The 18,594-nt window shown below is 36.2% G+C and carries 15 protein-coding genes; 9 read left to right on the top strand and 6 right to left on the bottom strand.

Going from position 1 to position 18,594, the window contains the following annotated elements:
• Nucleotides 1-5: 5 nt before the first annotated feature.
• Entirely contained in the window at nucleotides 6-689 is a 684-nt protein-coding gene (locus H7U22_RS12645) for a 2'-5' RNA ligase family protein (protein ID WP_187071719.1), read from the top strand.
• 11 nt (nucleotides 690-700) lie between these two features.
• Here the strand turns inward: H7U22_RS12645 and H7U22_RS12640 are convergent, their stop codons facing one another.
• From H7U22_RS12640 to nudK, 4 genes are all read right to left on the bottom strand, one after another.
• The gene (locus H7U22_RS12640; RefSeq protein WP_187071718.1) at nucleotides 701-1,732 is read right to left on the bottom strand and encodes a quinone-dependent dihydroorotate dehydrogenase; all 1,032 of its coding nucleotides are present in this window, start codon (nucleotides 1,730-1,732) and stop codon (nucleotides 701-703) included.
• Nucleotides 1,733-1,842: 110 nt separating this feature from the next.
• Complete coding sequence (locus tag H7U22_RS12635) at nucleotides 1,843-2,493, bottom strand: NAD(P)-dependent oxidoreductase (RefSeq protein WP_187071717.1); 651 nt, start codon at nucleotides 2,491-2,493, stop codon at nucleotides 1,843-1,845.
• A gap of 102 nt (nucleotides 2,494-2,595) precedes the next feature.
• Nucleotides 2,596-3,006 carry an Rrf2 family transcriptional regulator gene (locus H7U22_RS12630; RefSeq protein WP_187071716.1) on the bottom strand — a complete coding sequence of 137 codons (411 nt, stop codon included), beginning with the start codon at nucleotides 3,004-3,006 and terminating at the stop codon, nucleotides 2,596-2,598.
• Between the two features lie 221 nt (nucleotides 3,007-3,227).
• Nucleotides 3,228-3,812, bottom strand: coding sequence for a GDP-mannose pyrophosphatase NudK (nudK, locus tag H7U22_RS12625; protein WP_187071715.1), 585 nt, complete (start codon nucleotides 3,810-3,812; stop codon nucleotides 3,228-3,230).
• A gap of 337 nt (nucleotides 3,813-4,149) precedes the next feature.
• Between nudK and H7U22_RS12620 the strand changes: the two genes are divergently transcribed.
• From H7U22_RS12620 to H7U22_RS12595, 6 genes are all read left to right on the top strand, one after another.
• On the top strand, nucleotides 4,150-6,057 hold the full coding sequence (locus H7U22_RS12620; RefSeq protein ID WP_187071714.1) for an ABC-F family ATP-binding cassette domain-containing protein: 1,908 nt from the start codon (nucleotides 4,150-4,152) through the stop codon (nucleotides 6,055-6,057).
• Between the two features lie 392 nt (nucleotides 6,058-6,449).
• Nucleotides 6,450-7,727, top strand: coding sequence for a type IX secretion system plug protein (locus tag H7U22_RS12615; protein ID WP_187071713.1), 1,278 nt, complete (start codon nucleotides 6,450-6,452; stop codon nucleotides 7,725-7,727).
• Between the two features lie 146 nt (nucleotides 7,728-7,873).
• The gene (locus H7U22_RS12610; protein ID WP_187071712.1) at nucleotides 7,874-8,833 is read left to right on the top strand and encodes a formylglycine-generating enzyme family protein; all 960 of its coding nucleotides are present in this window, start codon (nucleotides 7,874-7,876) and stop codon (nucleotides 8,831-8,833) included.
• A 35-nt stretch (nucleotides 8,834-8,868) separates the two neighbouring features.
• Nucleotides 8,869-10,188, top strand: coding sequence for a Gfo/Idh/MocA family protein (locus H7U22_RS12605; protein WP_187071711.1), 1,320 nt, complete (start codon nucleotides 8,869-8,871; stop codon nucleotides 10,186-10,188).
• Nucleotides 10,189-10,202: 14 nt separating this feature from the next.
• Nucleotides 10,203-11,198, top strand: a complete 996-nt coding sequence (locus H7U22_RS12600) for an FAD:protein FMN transferase (protein ID WP_187071710.1) — start codon at nucleotides 10,203-10,205, stop codon at nucleotides 11,196-11,198.
• A gap of 28 nt (nucleotides 11,199-11,226) precedes the next feature.
• On the top strand, nucleotides 11,227-12,153 hold the full coding sequence (locus H7U22_RS12595; RefSeq protein WP_187071709.1) for a hydroxypyruvate isomerase family protein: 927 nt from the start codon (nucleotides 11,227-11,229) through the stop codon (nucleotides 12,151-12,153).
• A 41-nt stretch (nucleotides 12,154-12,194) separates the two neighbouring features.
• On the opposite strand, the gene H7U22_RS12590 is transcribed toward H7U22_RS12595, so the two are convergent.
• A complete protein-coding gene (locus tag H7U22_RS12590) occupies nucleotides 12,195-13,685 on the bottom strand; it encodes an alpha-amylase (protein WP_187071708.1) in 1,491 nt (496 codons plus the stop codon).
• A 199-nt stretch (nucleotides 13,686-13,884) separates the two neighbouring features.
• Nucleotides 13,885-15,843 carry a DNA topoisomerase (ATP-hydrolyzing) subunit B gene (gyrB, locus tag H7U22_RS12585; protein ID WP_187071707.1) on the bottom strand — a complete coding sequence of 653 codons (1,959 nt, stop codon included), beginning with the start codon at nucleotides 15,841-15,843 and terminating at the stop codon, nucleotides 13,885-13,887.
• Between the two features lie 1,556 nt (nucleotides 15,844-17,399).
• On the opposite strand from gyrB, the gene H7U22_RS12580 reads away from it, so the two are divergent.
• Both H7U22_RS12580 and H7U22_RS12575 read left to right on the top strand, forming a co-directional pair.
• Complete coding sequence (locus tag H7U22_RS12580; protein ID WP_187071706.1) at nucleotides 17,400-17,996, top strand: OmpH family outer membrane protein; 597 nt, start codon at nucleotides 17,400-17,402, stop codon at nucleotides 17,994-17,996.
• Nucleotides 17,997-18,062: 66 nt separating this feature from the next.
• Entirely contained in the window at nucleotides 18,063-18,545 is a 483-nt protein-coding gene (locus H7U22_RS12575; protein WP_187071705.1) for a nucleoside deaminase, read from the top strand.
• Nucleotides 18,546-18,594: the final 49 nt, after the last annotated feature.

The following is an 18,594-nucleotide window of genomic DNA, read 5'->3' as shown; positions in this document are numbered from 1 at the left end:
TTGAGATGAACTTAAAAGAACATTATTCAAATCTCTATCAAGAATCATTTAAAAAAATAGCAGATGGAAATTATGAAATTGACCCTCTTTTGGATTCACAAGACGATTATAGATATGGAATAACCTTAGTTGCACGACCAAGCCTTGTAGTTAAAAATAAGATTCAAAGTTTTCTTACCGAATTAAAAACGATTGATGGAGAGCAATACTACTATCAAAACTCTGATCTTCACATCACCGTAATGTCACTCATTTCTTGTTACACAGGCTTCAACTTAAATCAAATTTCTGTTCCAGAATATATCGAAACCGTTGAGAAAAGTTTAGCAGGCATAAAAAGTTTCAATGTTCATTTTAAAGGCCTTACACTTTCTCCTTCCTGTGTAATTGTTCAGGGATTTTTTGATGACGATACTTTAAAAGAAATAAGAAATAAATTACGAAGAGACTTCAGAAATTCTGGTTTAGAACAAAGTATAGACAAACGATATTCCATTCAAACCGCACATTCTACCATAGTTCGATTTAGAAAAGAATTAAAAGACAAAAATGGCTTTTTAGCCCTAATCGAAAAACATAAAAATTACGATTTCGGCACTTTTACAGTAGCTAATTTAGAACTTGTTTATAATGATTGGCATCAAAGACAAGGGCTAGTTAAGCATTTACATAACTTTAAACTTATTTAAAGCGTTGTTTATCACTTTACTAAGCTTTTGCAGATTTGCTTGATCAATCCAGGGCCTTCATAAATAAACCCAGTGTAAAGCTGAACTAAACATGCACCAGCATCTAATTTCTCTTGTGCATCTATCGCAGAATGGATTCCACCTACACCGATAATCGGAAAGGCTTTATTTGATTTTTCTGAAAGATATTTGATCACTTCTGTCGATCGTTCCTTAACTGGCTTACCACTCAAACCGCCCGTTTCTCCAGCCAATACTTTTGCAGTCGCTAAATTTTCTCTACTAATGGTTGTATTGGTTGCAATAATGCCTGCAATGCCTGTCTCAGCAACAATTTCAATAATATCATCTAGTTGCGCATCCGTTAAATCCGGGGCAATTTTCAGTAAAATCGGCCGAGAAATATCGTTCTTACGATTTCTTTGTTGAAGCGTATTTAAGATTTTTTTGAGCGGTTCTTTTTCTTGTAATTCACGCAATCCAGGTGTATTTGGGGAACTTACGTTAACCACAAAATAATCAACCACGTCAAACAGCCTATCGAAACATTTAATGTAATCGCTTACGGCATCTTCGTTTGATGTAGCTTTATTTTTGCCGATATTTCCGCCAACAACAATTTCTGGATGTTTATCTTTTAGCAAACGCAGACGCTCTGCCATTACATCAACGCCTTTGTTATTAAAACCCATCCGGTTAATTAGCGCTTCATCATTCGGTAAGCGAAACATTCGAGGCTTGTCATTTCCCGGCTGAGGCATTGGCGTAACCGTCCCTACTTCTATAAAACCAAAACCCAAATTACTAAGTGCTTCTACGTATTCGCCATTTTTATCGAAGCCCGCCGCCAAACCTACCGGATTTTTAAATTTTATTCCAAAAACCTCTCGTTCTAAGCCTTTAATGTGGACATCGAAACTGCTCCTGATAATGGTTTTACCCAAAGGGAATTTATCATTAAACCATTTTAACCGTTTGACAACGAAATAATGTACGTTTTCAGGGTCAAATTTGAAGAATATTGGTTTAATAAGGCGATACATGCAACGAAGATAAATAAAATATGGAAAATGTAAAGATGGAAAATAGATAAAGGTATTTCCTGCATCTACTTCCTTACATTTTCCATATTACATCATCACATCTTACATGCTTAGTATGCTGCCGTAAATTGCTCTTGATGATGTGCATTGTTTTCTAACTCATCGGCCAGAACGATTGATAAATCTTCTACCGATAAAATTGATCGACCTTCTTCGTTAAAAACAGGGCTGGTTTTACCTAAGCGATATTTACCCGTACGGCCTATTGTGATTCCTGGATGCATTTCAATTGCCGGACTAAAAAACAACCAATCCAATTCTTTTTCTTGTTTCAAAGTATTGAAGTAATCCCTAACTGCAGATGCGCCAGGATAAATTTCTTTTGGAAATTGAGGTCCGTCTACCAATTGATTTCCGTCGATTTGTAAAGTACCAGCTCCGCCAATAAAAATGTAGCGCTTAACGCCAGATGCTTTAACCGCTTTATGAATCGCCTCCGCTCCTGCTAATGTATCATTGTAAAGATTTGGATTTGTCCAACCGGCATTAAAGGCACTTATTACTGCATCTGCACCTTTCAATGCTTCTGCCAGTTTTTCGGTATCCAATACGTCAACCGCTACTTTGGTTACTTTTCCATGTGTGCTCTCAATTTTATCCGTATCGCGGGCAATTGCGATTACTTCATTTCCACGACTAATTAATTCGTTTAAAAGGGCTTTGCCTACAAATCCTGAGGCGCCTATTAATGCTACTTTCATGTTATTTTTATTTATGGTTTATACTCTTTCGAGCTTTGATAATTGCTTATTGGTTAATTTACTAATTGTAATATATTTTGTTACAGTTTATGGTAAAAAATTTTATTTAAACTTTAATGCAAAATCTGCTAAGGTTTGAGTCGATAAATTTTGGATCAATGCATTTTCCGCATCCAAGTATAACGTATCTAAATGCTGATTGATTTGCTTTCCAATCGGGCATTTGGGGTTCGGCTCATTTTTACTCTGTCCCAAAATATTATTGCTCTTTACAGCGATGTACACGTCGCCAAGATTAATATCCGAAGCACTTTTCGCCAAAAAAGATCCACCACCCTTTCCTTCTTTACTATCTACGAAACCGTGTTTCCGCAAATTCATAATCTCTTTTCTTACCAAAACAGGGTTGATATTAATGCTTCCAGCCAAATATTCCGAACTTACAAGAGCACCTTTGGAATCATCTAGTAAAGTTAAAATATGTAAGGAAATTGGAAACCTGCTGTTGTTCATTCTGTAATTATTTTTATTACAGTACAAATGTAAGTAGATTTTTGTAGAATCAAAACTTATGTTAATATTTTTTTCTGAAGAGCAATAACAGAAGCCTCTTTTAACGTTAGTCCCGCTATCTCTTCAAGTCCTCAGCCTCGTTCCTCGGCTTCCGGGCTTTACGTTCTATCGGGTCTAATAAATTTAAGCTTAGATAAATATCAATGGTAAAAAAGAGTGCACTAACCAAATAAATTATTTATTAGCGCATACTGCAAAAGCATAATCGTTTTACCGTCTTTAATTTCACCGTTGGCAATCATAGCCACCGCATCTCTAAAAGACATTTCCAAAACTTCGATATTTTCTTGTTCATCATGATGCCCTCCGCCTTCGCTCACTTTCATATCTTTTGAATATTCGGCAACAAAAAAATATAAGATTTCCGTTACCGAACCCGGCGACATATATGCCTCGAAAACCTTTTTAACATCTTTAATCTTGTAACCCGTCTCTTCTTCAGTTTCACGCTTAATAGCAGTTTCGGGATTATCCAAATCCAATAAACCTGCACAGGTTTCGATAAGCATACCGCTCTCATTGCCATTAATATAGGTTGGCAATCGAAACTGACGGGTTAAGATTACAGTTTGATTTTCTTTATTATAAAGCAAAATAGTTGCCCCATTCCCCCTATCATAAGCTTCTCGACTTAAAACCTCTCGAGTTCCATCACTCTTTAATTGCTCAAAGGTTATCTTGTTTAAGGTGTACCAGTTATCTGAAAGGATTTCTTTACTAATGATTTTAATATTTTCGTTGGTCATGTCCGGTTGGTCTTGAAACCAAATGTATTACTATTTTAATACGTTGAATGAATAAATGGTATTTAAGCTATCGTCATTGCTAGGAATGAAGCAATCTTACTACTATGGGTTTTTATTGCCTGCCCTACAAAGCACAAAATTTTGTTTTTAAACCTGATTGCCGAGGAAACCAAAAGCTTTTTCTGCTTTTGTTGGAACAGAAAGCAGGAACAAACATTAAAAAAATCATCTGCCGTTGCTTTCCAAATAATCAAATAAGCGTCAAGAAATCATGGTTCTTTCCAATTTGACTTTCGACATAAAATAAGCCTTAAAATTTCGTACTTTTGCACCCGAAATGATTTCAATAAATAATTTAACATTCCTTATTGGCTCAAGAGCCTTATACGATGAAGCGAATTGGCACATTAAACCAGGCGATAGAGCTGGATTAATCGGAGCCAACGGAACGGGAAAATCTACACTTTTAAAAATAATTGTTGGCGAGTACGCTCCAACTTCAGGTACGGTTTCCATGTCTAAAGACTTGAAAATTGGTTATTTGAATCAGGATTTACTTTCTTACGATTCTCATCATAGCATTTTGCATGTGGCTATGGAAGCTTTTGAGCGCCAAAACCAGTTGCATGATGAAATTGAAGAATTGCTTAAAAAAATCGAGACCGATTATAGCGAAGAAGTTTTATATAAACTGAGCGATAAACAGCAAGAATTTGAAGCTTTGGATGGTTACAACATCGAATACAGAGCAAATGAAATTTTAGCTGGTTTAGGTTTCAGTACTGCAGATCAATTACGTCCATTAAATACCTTTTCAGGAGGTTGGAGAATGCGGGTAATGCTTGCTAAAATTCTTCTTCAAACTCCAGATATTTTATTACTGGATGAGCCTACCAACCACATGGATTTACCATCAATTAAATGGCTTGAAAACTATTTAATGGGCTTTGAAGGCGCAATCGTAATTGTATCTCACGATAGATATTTCTTAGATAAAATTGTTAACCGCACTGTAGAATCTCGTAAAGGGAAATTAAACGTTTACGCGGGTAACTATAGTTTCTATGTTGAAGAAAAAGCCTTACGTGGCGAAATCCAAAAGGGCGAATTTAAAAATCAGCAAGCCAAAATTAAGCAAGAAGAACGCTTAATTGAGCGTTTTAAGGCTAAAGCGAGTAAAGCAAAAATGGCTCAATCGCGAATGAAAGCTTTGGATAAAATGGAACGTGTTGATGATGTGGATGATGATAACCCAACCGTTAACTTTGCATTTAAATTCTCTAAACCATCTGGCCGACACGTTGTTAGAATAGAGCATGCTACCAAGCATTATCCAAACGTTCATATTTTGGAAGATGCGGAAGCTGTAATTGAAAAAGGCGATAAAATTGCACTTATCGGTGCCAATGGTAAAGGTAAATCTACTTTGTTAAGAATGATTGCCGGTGCCGAAAAATTTGATGGTTTCTGTGAGACTGGCCATAACGTTACAACAACCTTCTTTGCACAGCATCAGCTTGAATCTTTGCATTTAAACAATGCTATTTTAGAAGAGCTACAAGCCTTTGCACCAAAACATAGCGATACTGAATTGCGTGGAATATTAGGATGTTTCTTATTTACTGGCGATGATGTTTTCAAAAAAATCAAGGTCCTTTCCGGTGGTGAAAAATCACGGGTTGCTTTGGCAAAATCTTTAACAACAGATTCAAATTTCTTGATTCTGGATGAGCCAACCAATCACTTGGATATTCAATCGGTCAACATTCTGATTCAAGCTTTACAACAGTTTGAGGGTACATTTATAGCAGTTTCTCACGATAGATATTTCTTGGATAACGTGGCCAACAAAATCTGGTTTATCGAAAACGAACAGATTAAACAATACCCAGGCACTTACGCAGAATACGAGGAATGGAATAGCAAACGTGTTATTCCGGCTTCAAAACCTATTCCGGTAAAAATGCCCGAAAAAGTTAAAGAAGAGCCTAAACCTGCCACACCAAATTCGGCCAATCAGTTAAAAAAACTGAATGAAGAATTGAAGAAAATAGAAACTTCAATAGCCGAATTGGAGCAAAATGTTAAAAATATCGAAGCTGAATTAGCAGATGAAAATATTTATGGCAAAGCAGATAAATTAGCAGAAGCAAATAAACGTTATCTAGCAACCAAAAGCGATTTGGATAAAAGCCAAAGCAGATGGGAAGAATTGGCTGGAGAAATAATGGAGCTGGAAGGTTAACTCAAAACCGTCATTGCGAAGCCGATTTTTCATCGGCTGTAGCAATCTTATTAGTAAGGCCACAGAATATCTTCTGTGGCTTTTTTGTTTTAAAACCTCTTCTTATAGAAGTTCGTTGTTACGCAGAATTCAGAGCTCTCCTCCCAATGTCATTAACTTAAGCTTTTTCACAGCAGATTCACACAGATAAAAACAGATTTCATTTACGAATTTTTATCTGTGCCTATCCTGTCCATCTTTGGTTAATTAATCTTTTTTGCCATACCCTTAAAGTTCATGCCATTGACTCTTCTCCTGCTTTAAAGGAGGGATAAAACACGCTCAAATTAAAAACCACAAACTTTCATAGAAAGAGGTTTTGTCAATCTCCAATAAAACTTTACTTTTATCCCATGCAAAAAATATTATTTACAATTTTATTTTTCATCCCCACCCTAATCTTTGCCCAAACAGATAAAATATTTACTTACGAAAACAAGATTTATCTGCCCAATATTAAAACCGTTCTCTGCTACAACAGCAATAAGGAACAAAGCTTGCCTGTTATCCTTTTAAACTCATCAGAAACTTTAACGTTTGCTTTTGATGATCTTTTGGCTGGAACCAAAAACTATTGGTACACCGTTGAACACTGCACAGCAGACTGGCAACCTTCCCGAATTTCGAGTATAGATTATTTGGAAAGTTTTAATGATGATCGAATCATTAATTATCGTTATTCCTCCAACACCACCAGAAAATATACGCACTATGAAGTTAGTCTTCCCAATTATCAGATTAAACCTAAAATTGGCGGCAACTATTTGTTAAAGGTTTATGAAGATGGAGATTTAAAAAAACCTGTTATCTCTCAACGTTTTTATATTGTTGATAGTCAGGTTGCAGTTTCTGCAGAGGTAACCAACTCCATGCAGGTTGCCGATCGAAATTATAAGCAAAAAATAAACTTTACAATTAATCATTCTATTCCAATTTCAAATCCATACCAAGATTTGAAAGCTGTGGTAATGCAGAATTTTAATTCTAATACCGCACAAGTCAATACAAAACCTGCATTTATCAGACCAAACCAATTGGTTTATAATGATTTAAATACTAACGATTTTTGGGGAGATAATGAGTTTAGGAAATTTGATACCAGAAGTTTACGCTATAAAGCTGATAACGTAAAGGATATTTTTAAAGATAACGAATCTGTAAATGTAATGCTCTTTCAAGATGTGCCAAGAAATACAGGAGCTTTTGCAAATCAATACGATGAAAATGGGAATTTCTTTGTTCGAAATACTGATGGGCGTGATGATAGAACAGAATCAGAATATACAGGAGTATTGTTCACTCTAAATTCTCCGGCTCCAAGTGCAAATGGCGATGCTTATGTTGTAGGCAGATTTAATAATTATACGCTAAGTAACGAAAACAAATTACTTTACGATGCCAATAGAAAGCAGTTTTATGGCAACATTTTACTTAAGCAAGGTCTTTATGATTACGAATATGCTTGGCTAGACAAAACCAGCAATACTGTTGAAACAAAACCATTCGAAGGGGCGTTTTTCCAGACTGAAAATAGCTATCAAATTTTTGTTTATTACCGCAGGCCTGGCGCTCGCTGGGAAACTTTGGTTGGGTTTGTAAATTTAAGTAATAAGCCTTCTGATAGAAGATAAATCCTTTTACTAAACGGATTAATTGTCAATTATACCTTTATTGTTACACAAATTTTCTTGATTTAAAATCTGAGTAATTACTTTAGTAATCAGATTATTGAGAAACCATAAATGCTGATTAAAAAGGCATTTTCTAACCAACTATTATGTTCAAAAAATTAATCGCTTCGGCATTAATAATATTTACTTGTTTGCCTGTTTTTGCACAGAGTGATTCAAAATCGTATAACCAAAATATTAATGGAACAAAATTAACTTTTGAAATGCTTGCCATTCCGGCTGGAAAATTTAAAATGGGAAGTAAAGTAGGCAAACCTGATGAGCAACCCATTCACGAGGTTGAACTCGATGCCTTTTGGATTGGAAAATACGAAATAACCTGGGATATTTTTGAGCCATTTCTTTATCGCGATTATGAACAAAAAGCAAGTACCGAAAAAATTTCTGCAGAAGTAGATGCCGTAACTCGACCAACCAAACCTTATCTTGATATGACTTTCGGCATGGGAAAAGAAAATCAGCCCGCCCTAGCCATGACTCAATACAATGCCATTCAGTTTTGTAAATGGTTATATGTTAGAACCGGAATTTTTTATCGCTTACCCACCGAAGCCGAATGGGAATATGCCTGTAAAGCTGGTTCTAATACAACTTATTCTTTCGGAAATGATGCATCTAGTCTTAAAGATTATGCTTGGTACAAAGACAATAGCGGAAATAAAACCCATCCCGTAGGACAAAAGAAACCTAATAATTGGGGGCTTTACGATATGCATGGAAACGTAGCCGAATGGACTTACGATCAGTACGTTCCAGATTTTTACAAGACAGATAAAACTACTAAAAACCCTGTAGCGATTCCTGAAAAACTTTATCCAAATACTGTACGTGGAGGATCTTATGATGAAGTTGCCAAGAATTTAACTTCAACGGTTAGGCTAGCCTCCGATCCTTCATGGAAGCAACTTGACCCACAAATTCCAAAAAGCAATTGGTGGTTTCCAGAAGCTCCTTTTGTTGGAATGAGATTAGTAAGACCAGTTAAAGTTCCATCAAAAGAAATGATTGATGCGTACTACAATAAATCTCCAATAAAAGATTATTAACAGAAACATACAAAAACCAATATAAACCTACAAGAATGAACAAAGAACCACTTACCCAACAAAGAAGAGATTTTTTAAAAGCATCTGCCCTACTCGCAGGCGGTGCAATTATTAGCAGTATCCCACTAGCCGGTGCTTATGCATCAGGAAGTGCCACCATCAAAATTGCTTTAATTGGCTGTGGAGATCGTGGTACAGGCGCAGCGTTTCAAGCGCTAAGCACCAAATTCAACATTAAACTTGTTGCAATGGCCGATGCTTTTCAGGATAGATTAGACAATAGCTATCAAGCCTTAAGTTCTAAATTCGCAACTAAAATGGATGTTCCAAAAGAACGCCAATTTGTTGGATTTGATGCCTATTTAAAAGCAATTCCTTTAGCTGATGTGGTTTTATTGGTAACACCTCCAGGATTCAGACCAATCCATTTTGAAGAAGCCGTAAAACAGGGCAAACAAATTTTTATGGAAAAACCGGTGGCAGTAGATGCGCCTGGAATTAGAAGAGTCTTGGCCGCAGCTGAAGAAGCAAAAAAGAAAAAACTTAATGTTGTAGTTGGTTTGCAAAGACGATATCAAACAAATTATCGCGAAGCGATGAAACGCATTAATGATGGCGCCATTGGCGAGATCGTTTCTGGTCAGGTGTATTGGAATAGCGGAGGCGTTTGGGTTCGTCCGCGTACCGCTGGCCAAACCGAAATGGAATATCAAATGCGCAATTGGTATTACTTCAACTGGTTATGCGGAGATCATATTGTAGAGCAGCATGTTCATAACTTAGATATTGCAAATTGGGTAAAAAATGCTCACCCAGTTTCGGTACAAGGAACTGGAAGCCGAGCTTGGAGAACGGGTAAAGATTATGGAGAAATTTATGATAATCATGCGCTAGAACTTACTTATCCCGACGGTGCCGTAATTTACAGTCAATGTAGACATTTTGAAGGCGCAAGCAATCGCGTTGATGAATCTTTCCAAGGTACAAAAGGAAGAGTTTATTTATCGGGAAGCAATGAAGCCGTGATTTGGGATGCTAAAGGAAAAGAAATTTATCGTCATGATACCAAGGGAAATAAAAATCCTTATCAAACTGAACACGATGAACTTTTTGAAGCCGTATCAAAAGGTGAATATAAATTTGCCAATGCTGATTACGGTGCAACTACCACATTAACTGGAATTATTGGCCGTTATGCGACTTACTCCGGACAAACCATTAAATGGGATGAAGCTTTAGCTGCAAATAACAGTTTGTTGCCCGACCGTTTGGCTTGGGACGCAATGCCTAAAGTACTTCCTGATGCAAATGGTTTATACCCTTACGCAATGCCCGGAAAAACCAAGGTACTTTAGTTTATAGATAATTGATGAATTATAATCAACTGTTCCTGCTTTTATCACTATTAGGTGTACTTTTTTTCAAAAAGGAAATTAATCAATATAAGATAACTGGCTTTGCACAAGGAACAGATTATACGATAACTTATTATGCTACAGATAGTTTAGTATCCAAAGAAAATATAGAGAGTATTTTAAATGAAATTGATTTATCGATGTCCTTATACAAAAAGGGTTCATTGATAAATCAATTCAATTCGGCTGAAAAGGAAATTAAAACAGATCATTTTATAAACGATGTGCTAAAAAGAAGCTTCGAAATTAATTTAGATACCAAGGGGATTTTCGATGTAACAGTTGCGCCATTGGTACAGGCTTGGGGTTTTGGACCGAAAGAAAATAGAATTGACCCGGATAGTTTAATCATTAAAAGCATTTTAAAATGCGTAGGAATGAAAAACCTAATTTTGAAAAATGGTTATTTAACGAAGCGTAAACCCTGTGTTCAAATAGATTTAAATGGAATTGCTCAAGGCTACAGTGTTGATGTTATTGCAAATTACTTAAACCGAAAAGGTATTAAAAGTTATGTGGCCGAACTTGGAGGCGAACTTAGAATTTTAGGACCAAAACCAGATGGAAAACCAATGAAAATTGGAATTGAAGGGCCTGATGCAGATGGAACACCAATTATAAGGCATATTGCTTCATTAAATTTTGGAGCTATAACAACATCTGGCAATTACAGAAAATTTCATCAAAGTGGAAATAAAAAAATTTCTCATTTAATTGATGCTAAAACCGGATACCCGCTGGATAACGAGATGATTAGCGTAACCGTTTTTGCAAATGATGCAATAACCGCAGATGGCTATGATAATGCCCTAATGGGAATGCATTTAAATGAGGCAATGGAATTTGTAGAACAAAGGAAAAACCTCGAAGCTTATTTTGTATACCATAAAAAAGACGGTACAGTTGCCGACACTTTAACAACAGGATTTAAAAAAATGATTACCAAATAAACAGCTTTCACCTAATAAAAACCAACAGATGAAAAGAAGTGAATTTATCAGAAATACCTTACTTACCGCTGGAGCACTAACTACAGGAGCGGGAATTACAAATACTTTTGCAACTGAAAAAGAAACTTCTTTTGCAGATAAAACTTTTAATCTAGATTATGCTCCACATCAGGGTATGTTCGAAAACCATGCAGGAAAAAGTTTTTTAGATCAAATCCAGTTTATGTACGACAAAGGGTTTAGATCAATAGAAGACAATGGATTTTTAAATAGATCTGTAGAGGAACAAGAAAAAATCGGAAATTTACTTTCCAAGCTTGGCATGAGAATGGGTGTTTTTGTGGTAGATGGGGGCGACAATTGGAAAACATCCTTAACCACTGGCAAAAAAGAATTTAAGGATAAATTTATAGAAACCTGCAAAAAATCTGTCGAGGCCGCAAAGCGATGTAATGCCAAATGGCTTACAGTTGTACCGGGTTTCTACGAGCGTAATCTACCTTATGGAAATCAGTTCGCCAATGTTATTGATGCAATGCGTGCCGGTGCAGAAATTTTTGAACCACATGGATTAATTATGGTTTTAGAAACGCTAAGCGATACCCCAGAATTATTTCTTCAAAAAACTAATGAAACATATGCCGTTTGCAAAGCAGTTCAAAGTCCGGCTTGTAAAATTCTTTTTGATATTTACCATATGCAGCGTACAGAGGGCGATTTGATTAAAACGATGGATCGTTGTTGGGATGAAATTGCCTACATTCAAATTGGCGATAATCCGGGGAGAAAAGAACCAACTACAGGTGAAATAAATTATAAAAGCATTTTTAAATTCCTTCACCAAAAAGGCTACAAAGGCGTAATGGGAATGGAACACGGAAATTCAAAAGGAGGAAAAGAGGGCGAATTGGCTGTAATTTCCGCTTATCGAACAGAAGACAATTTTTTAAGTTAGAAAATTAACCACAGATTTAAAATCTGTGGTTAAATAATATTTTAATCAGTTTTCAAAATCCAAACAGAAACACTTCCTGCATTGCAATGAAATTCTGCCCAGCCATTTTCATCAATTACAACTGCTTGTTCCCTATGTCCTAAAGCATCAATAAAAGTTTTTCCAGCAAATTTGCTTCCAATTTCCATCGATTTATAACCTTCTTCTCCAGTGCTCAATAAAACAGCTAAACCACTGTTTTCATGTTCATCATCACCTTCTCTAGTCCAACCAACACAGTTTCCATGATCAAAATGTTCTCTCTGTAATCCATAGGCATGGCTCGCTCTAATTTTGCTCATTGTCTCCAATTCAGGCAAAATAGCCAATTCAAGATGAGCATCTTCACCCTGCTCATTTTTATCATCGTAAATTCCGCCGTATAAATCAGGGAAAAACAAGCATGGAATCCCTTGAATACGTAAAAGAATCATGGCATAAGCCAATGGTCTGAACCAAAATTCTACATAAGATTCTAAAGCCTGCAAAGGTTGAGAATCATGATTATCAACAAAGGTTACGGCAAGCTCCGGATTTACCTGCACCAATGTTTTATCGAAAATGGTCCGCATATCGAATTCATTTTCTTCATGACTTGCCAGATAAAAATTATGGTGCAACAGCGAATCAAAAATCTGTGTTTTGCCTGCAGTTATGTTGATATACTCCAATTGACCTTCAATATCTACCACATTCCAGTCTTCTGCAACCACAAAAAACTCACGATTATATTTTGCATTTAAATGATCAAGCCATTCAATAATAAACTCAGGATTAATATGTTTAACGGCATCTAATCTAAAACCATCAATTTTTGTGTTTTCTACAATCCATTCTCCCCAATATTTTAATTCTTCAATTACAGCACGATTGCGGTAATCAATATCATTAAACATTAAGTAATCATAATTTCCCAATTCTGTAGATGGAACATTCTCGAAACCTTCACCAGAAAAATTTTGGATGGAATAGATCGCGGTTTTCTTTAAATCTTCAGCCCAATCTACACCACTAAAACACTGATGATCCCAAATAAATTCAGAATATTTCCCTTGTCTTGCCGGAAACGTAAATTTGGTCCAAGCTTCTATTTCAAAAACATCACTCGTAAATTCAGTTCTATTATCTTCATTTACTGTTCTAACAGAAATTTTTTCAAGCTCATCTCCCCCAGCCTTATGATTGAAAACAATATCGGCTAAAGCTTGGATTCCCTGCTCATGCAAGGCTTCAATTGCCTTAATATATTCATCCTTCGAGCCATATTTAGTATTCACACTTCCTTTTTGGTCAAATTCACCTAAATCGAAAAGATCATATATATCATAACCGACAGAATAACCACCAGTACTCGCCTTATATGCCGGCGGTAACCATACGGAAGTTATTCCGATCTCTTTTAAATGATTAGCTTCTGAAGCTACTTTAGACCATAAATTTTGTTCTTCGTTATAATACCAATGAAAATATTGGATGATGGTTTGATTTTGCATTAATTCGATTTTTGGTAAGATAACATGATATTTTTGCAATTGTTTTTTCGAAATGTAAAATGGAAGTAAAGAGAGTTTTTAGTAATATAACCTTTTAACTTTCACCTTATAAATTAAAACAAAAAACCCACATCAAGTTTTAACCTGATGTGGGTTTTCAAAGTCCCTTTAGGGGATCCGATAGCTATCGGATTAGGGGTTAAGCATCAATCTTAGCATATTTTGCATTACGCTCAATAAACTCTCTACGTGGAGCAACTTCATCGCCCATTAACATAGAAAAAGTATGATCGCATTCTGCAGCACTTTCAATTGTAGCTTGTAATAACGTACGTGTAGCAGGGTTTAAAGTAGTATCCCAAAGTTGTTCAGCATTCATCTCACCCAAACCTTTATAACGTTGAATGTGTACACTATCTTCCTTACCGTTTCCTTTAATTCGTTGTACAGCCGCATCGCGTTGTACATCGTTCCAGCAGTATTCGAAATCTTTACCTTTTTTAACTTGGTAAAGTGGTGGTGATGCGATATAAACATAACCAGCCTCAATTAATGCCCTCATGTAACGATAGAAGAATGTTAAAATTAAGGTTGTAATGTGACTACCATCAATATCCGCATCCGTCATAATAACGATTTTGTGGTAACGAAGTTTCGTCATGTTTAAAGCCTTATCATCTTCTGGCGTACCAATGCTTACACCAATTGCCGTAAACATATTTTTAATCTCGTCGTTTTCGTAGATTTTGTGCTCCATCGCCTTTTCAACGTTCAGGATCTTACCTTTTAATGGTAAAATTGCTTGAATATTTCTATCACGACCTTGTTTAGCAGTTCCACCTGCCGAATCTCCCTCTACTAAATAAATTTCGCATTTTACAGGATCACTGTCAGAGCAATCGGCTAGTTTTCCTGGCAAACCAGAACCACCCATTACACTCTTACGCTGAACCATTTCACGAGCTTTACGAGCAGCAGCCCTAGCTGTTGCAGCCAAAATAACTTTGTTAACGATCATCTTAGCTTCTTTCGGATTTTCTTCCAAATAAGCACCTAATGCCTCACCAACGGCGATATCAACCGCACCCATTACTTCAGTATTACCCAGTTTGGTTTTCGTTTGTCCTTCAAATTGAGGCTCTTGAACCTTTACCGAAACTACAGCCGTTAAACCCTCTCTAAAGTCATCACCAGTGATTTCCATTTTCAGGTTTTTCAACAAGCCAGATTTATCTGCATAACTTTTTAAGGTACGGGTTAAACCTCTACGGAAACCAGCAATGTGCGTTCCACCTTCATGTGTATTAATGTTGTTTACGTAAGAGTGAACATTTTCCGAGTAACTATCATTGTATTGGAATGCCAATTCAACAGGAACACCATTCTTAATACCATCAATATAAATCGGTTCTGGCAAGAAAGATGCACGCGTTCCATCCAAGAATGTAACAAACTCTTTTAAGCCACCTTCAGATTGGAAAACTTCTGATAGAAATGATCCATCTTCTAATATTTCACGCTCATCCGTTAACGTTAATTTAATTCCCTTATTTAAAAAAGCCAATTCACGTAAACGACCAGCCAACGTATCGTATTTATATTCAGTGGTTTGCGTAAAAATCGTAGCATCCGGACTAAAAGTTACAATTGTACCTCTTTTATCCGTTACACCAGTTTCCTTAACATCATACAGAGGTTTCCCAATGTTGTACTCCTGCATCCAAATCTTACCTTCACGGTGAACTTCAGCCGTTAAATGTGTTGATAATGCGTTTACGCAACTTACCCCAACACCGTGTAAACCACCAGAAACCTTGTAAGTATCTTTATCAAATTTACCACCTGCGTGTAAAACCGTCATTACGATTTCAAGTGCCGATTTGTTCTCTTTTGTATTGATCCCGGTTGGAATACCACGACCGTTATCTTCAACTCTAATTGAGTTTCCTTCTAAAATTCTTACGTCGATTGTATCCGCATGACCGGCCAAAGCCTCATCAATTGAGTTATCTACAACCTCGTAAACCAAATGATGCAAACCTTTCACACCAGTATCACCTATATACATCGAAGGGCGCTTACGCACCGCTTCTAAACCTTCTAAAACCTGTATATTATCTGCCGAATAATTTGACTTTAAATCCTGTTCTTCGCTCATATTTTAATTTGAAACAATAAGTATCAAAAATACGGAAATTTTGGCAATTAAACTAATATGTGGATAAGTTTTGAAGCACTGATAGCTTGCTCATAAAAGGCTTCCTAGCTATTTTAAATAAGGATTTGGACAGCTTCGAGAGAGCGCCTTTGGAACAAGACCTGTGTTTCAATCTGGCGTTACTCTCGCTTTACAATATAAGGCCCAATGAGGAATTGTACGCTTACCATTTTCCCAGATGGATTCCTCTGAAACAATTTGGTTTATCTGGCCAATGGTATGCTATTTTTTAATGGCTTACCCATCAAACGTTCCTAAGGAACGTAACTGCACCAATCTTTGAATTGGCTACCCAGCATACGTCCCGATGGGACGTTGAAAAATTTCAATAAAACTAATCGTTTGATTTATCCCATAAAACCTACTAAATCAAATGGTTTCAATAGATGATGTCCTTAAATTAGCAAATTGATGCGCTACAATTTTGACCCTCATAAGAATGATTAAAATCCGTGTTTACCTGCGTCCATCCGTATTTCAAAAATATCAACTTAATGATATTAACTGATGGGACGTTGGAGAATTCTCGATAAACCTAACGTTTGATTTATCTCAAACAACATATGCCCAAATGAAATAAAGAATTGGACGCTTACCTTTTTCCCATAGGGATTGCTTTGGAACAATTTGGTTTATATGGTTAATGGTACGTTATTTTTAATACCTTGACCTACCAAACGTTCCTAAGGAACGTAACTGCGCCAATCTTTGAATTGGCTACCCAACGTACGTTCCGATGGGACGTTGAAAAATTTAAATAAAACCAATCGCTTGATTTATCCCATAAAACCTACTAGATCAAATAGTTTCAATAGATGATGTCCTTAAATTAGCAAATTGATGCGCTACAATTTCGACCCTCACAAGAATGGGTACAGAGATTAAAATCCGTGTTTATCTGCGTCCATCCGTGGTTCAAAAATATCAACTTAATGATATTAACTGATGGGACGTTGGAGAATTCTCGATAAACCTAACGTTTGATTTATCTCAAACAACATATGCCCAAATGAAATAAAGAATTGGGCGCTTACCTTTTTCTCATAGGGACTTCTTTGGAACAATTGGGTTAAGGTGACCAATGGAACGTTATTATGCCTTAACCCAGCATACGTCCCGATGGGACGTTGAAAAACCCAATTAAAGCCTAGTGCTTGATTTAGCTGATAAAACAATATTGAATAACATTCAATCTGCACGTCCCATCGGGACGTATGATGGGTAGAAAAAAAATATTTTTTTTTAATCGTTCCATAGGAACGTTTGATTTATAAACACCCAGCAACCATAAATTTTATCAAAAAAATAGCCACCTAAACCCGACAAAAGCGAGCACGCAGTAAAGCGATTGGCGGGAATAACATTAAAATGAAATACTGCAATTGCTTTTCATATCATTTTGATTAATAAATATCCACTAAGTGACTGTCTTAATAACTCTTAAATTGCATATAAAAACTAATTTATATAAGTTTGCTAAAATTTATTAAACAAGAATGGAAAGAAGAACCTTAAAAACATTTGGTTTATTTGCAACAGCAGCTATAATTACTACATTTTCTGCATGTCAAAACAAAGACACTAAAACTACTGAAACTAAAAAAACAGATAGCACTGCAGCGGTTTCTGCAAGCGAGAAAATTGTATTTGTAAACTCAGATTCGTTATTAACAAAATACGATTATTACAAAGACCTTAAAGTTAAATTTGAAGGTAAATCAAAAAATGCTCAGTCGGATATGCAGGCAAAAGGACAAGCTTTTCAAAGAGAAGTAGCTCAGTACCAACAAACTGCTGGCACTTTAGCTGCCGATGTTCGTAAAGCGACCGAAGAACGCTTAGCTCGTAAACAACAAGAATTACAAACTTATCAGCAAAATGCTGGTGGTGCTTTACAAAATGAGCAAGCGGCAGAAAACGAAAAATTATACGATAAAGTTGCCACTTACCTTAAAGGTTATGCTAAAGAAAAAGGCTACAAAATGGTATTAACGTACTCTAAAGGAAACAGCGCAATATTATTTGCTGATGAAAGTTTAGATGTAACTTCTGAAGTGATTAAAGGCTTAAACGCAGATTACACCAAAAAATAATTTTTAAAATACATAATGAAAATGCCCCGCAAATCGGGGCATTTTTTTTGCTTTAATATTTACGATATGAAAGATAACGAACAACACGAAGAATTTATGCGAATAGCAATTGCGCTTTCCGTACAAAATGTGAGCGAAAACATTGGCGGTCCTTTTGGTGCTGTTGTGGTGAAAGATGGCAAGGTTGTCGCAAAATCTGCTAACAAAGTAACTTCTACAAACGACCCAACAGCGCATGCAGAAGTTTCTGCAATTAGGTTGGCATGCACCGAATTGGGAACATTCGATTTAAGTGGTTGCGTAATTTACACCAGTTGCGAGCCCTGCCCAATGTGTTTAGGCGCCATTTATTGGTCTAGAATTGAAACCATTTACTATGGAAACACCAAAGCTGATGCTGGTAAAATTGGCTTCGACGATAAGTTTATTTACGATGAATTAGATAAACCGATGGAAAAACGTTCTTTACCAGTTTTGCAGCTGCTTAGAGATGAAGCAAGCCACGCATTTAAACTTTGGGAGACTTCGCCAATGAGAATTGACTACTAGGGTTAATTCTTTTTGAAACAAAACAGTCAGTTCTAAAGTCTAACTATAA

The organism is Pedobacter fastidiosus (assembly GCF_014306625.1).
In the GTDB taxonomy this organism is placed as follows: Bacteria; Bacteroidota; Bacteroidia; order Sphingobacteriales; family Sphingobacteriaceae; genus Pedobacter; species Pedobacter fastidiosus.
The sequence above is the reverse complement of the archived record's forward strand: the minus strand, read 5'-3'. Positions and strand labels throughout refer to the sequence as shown.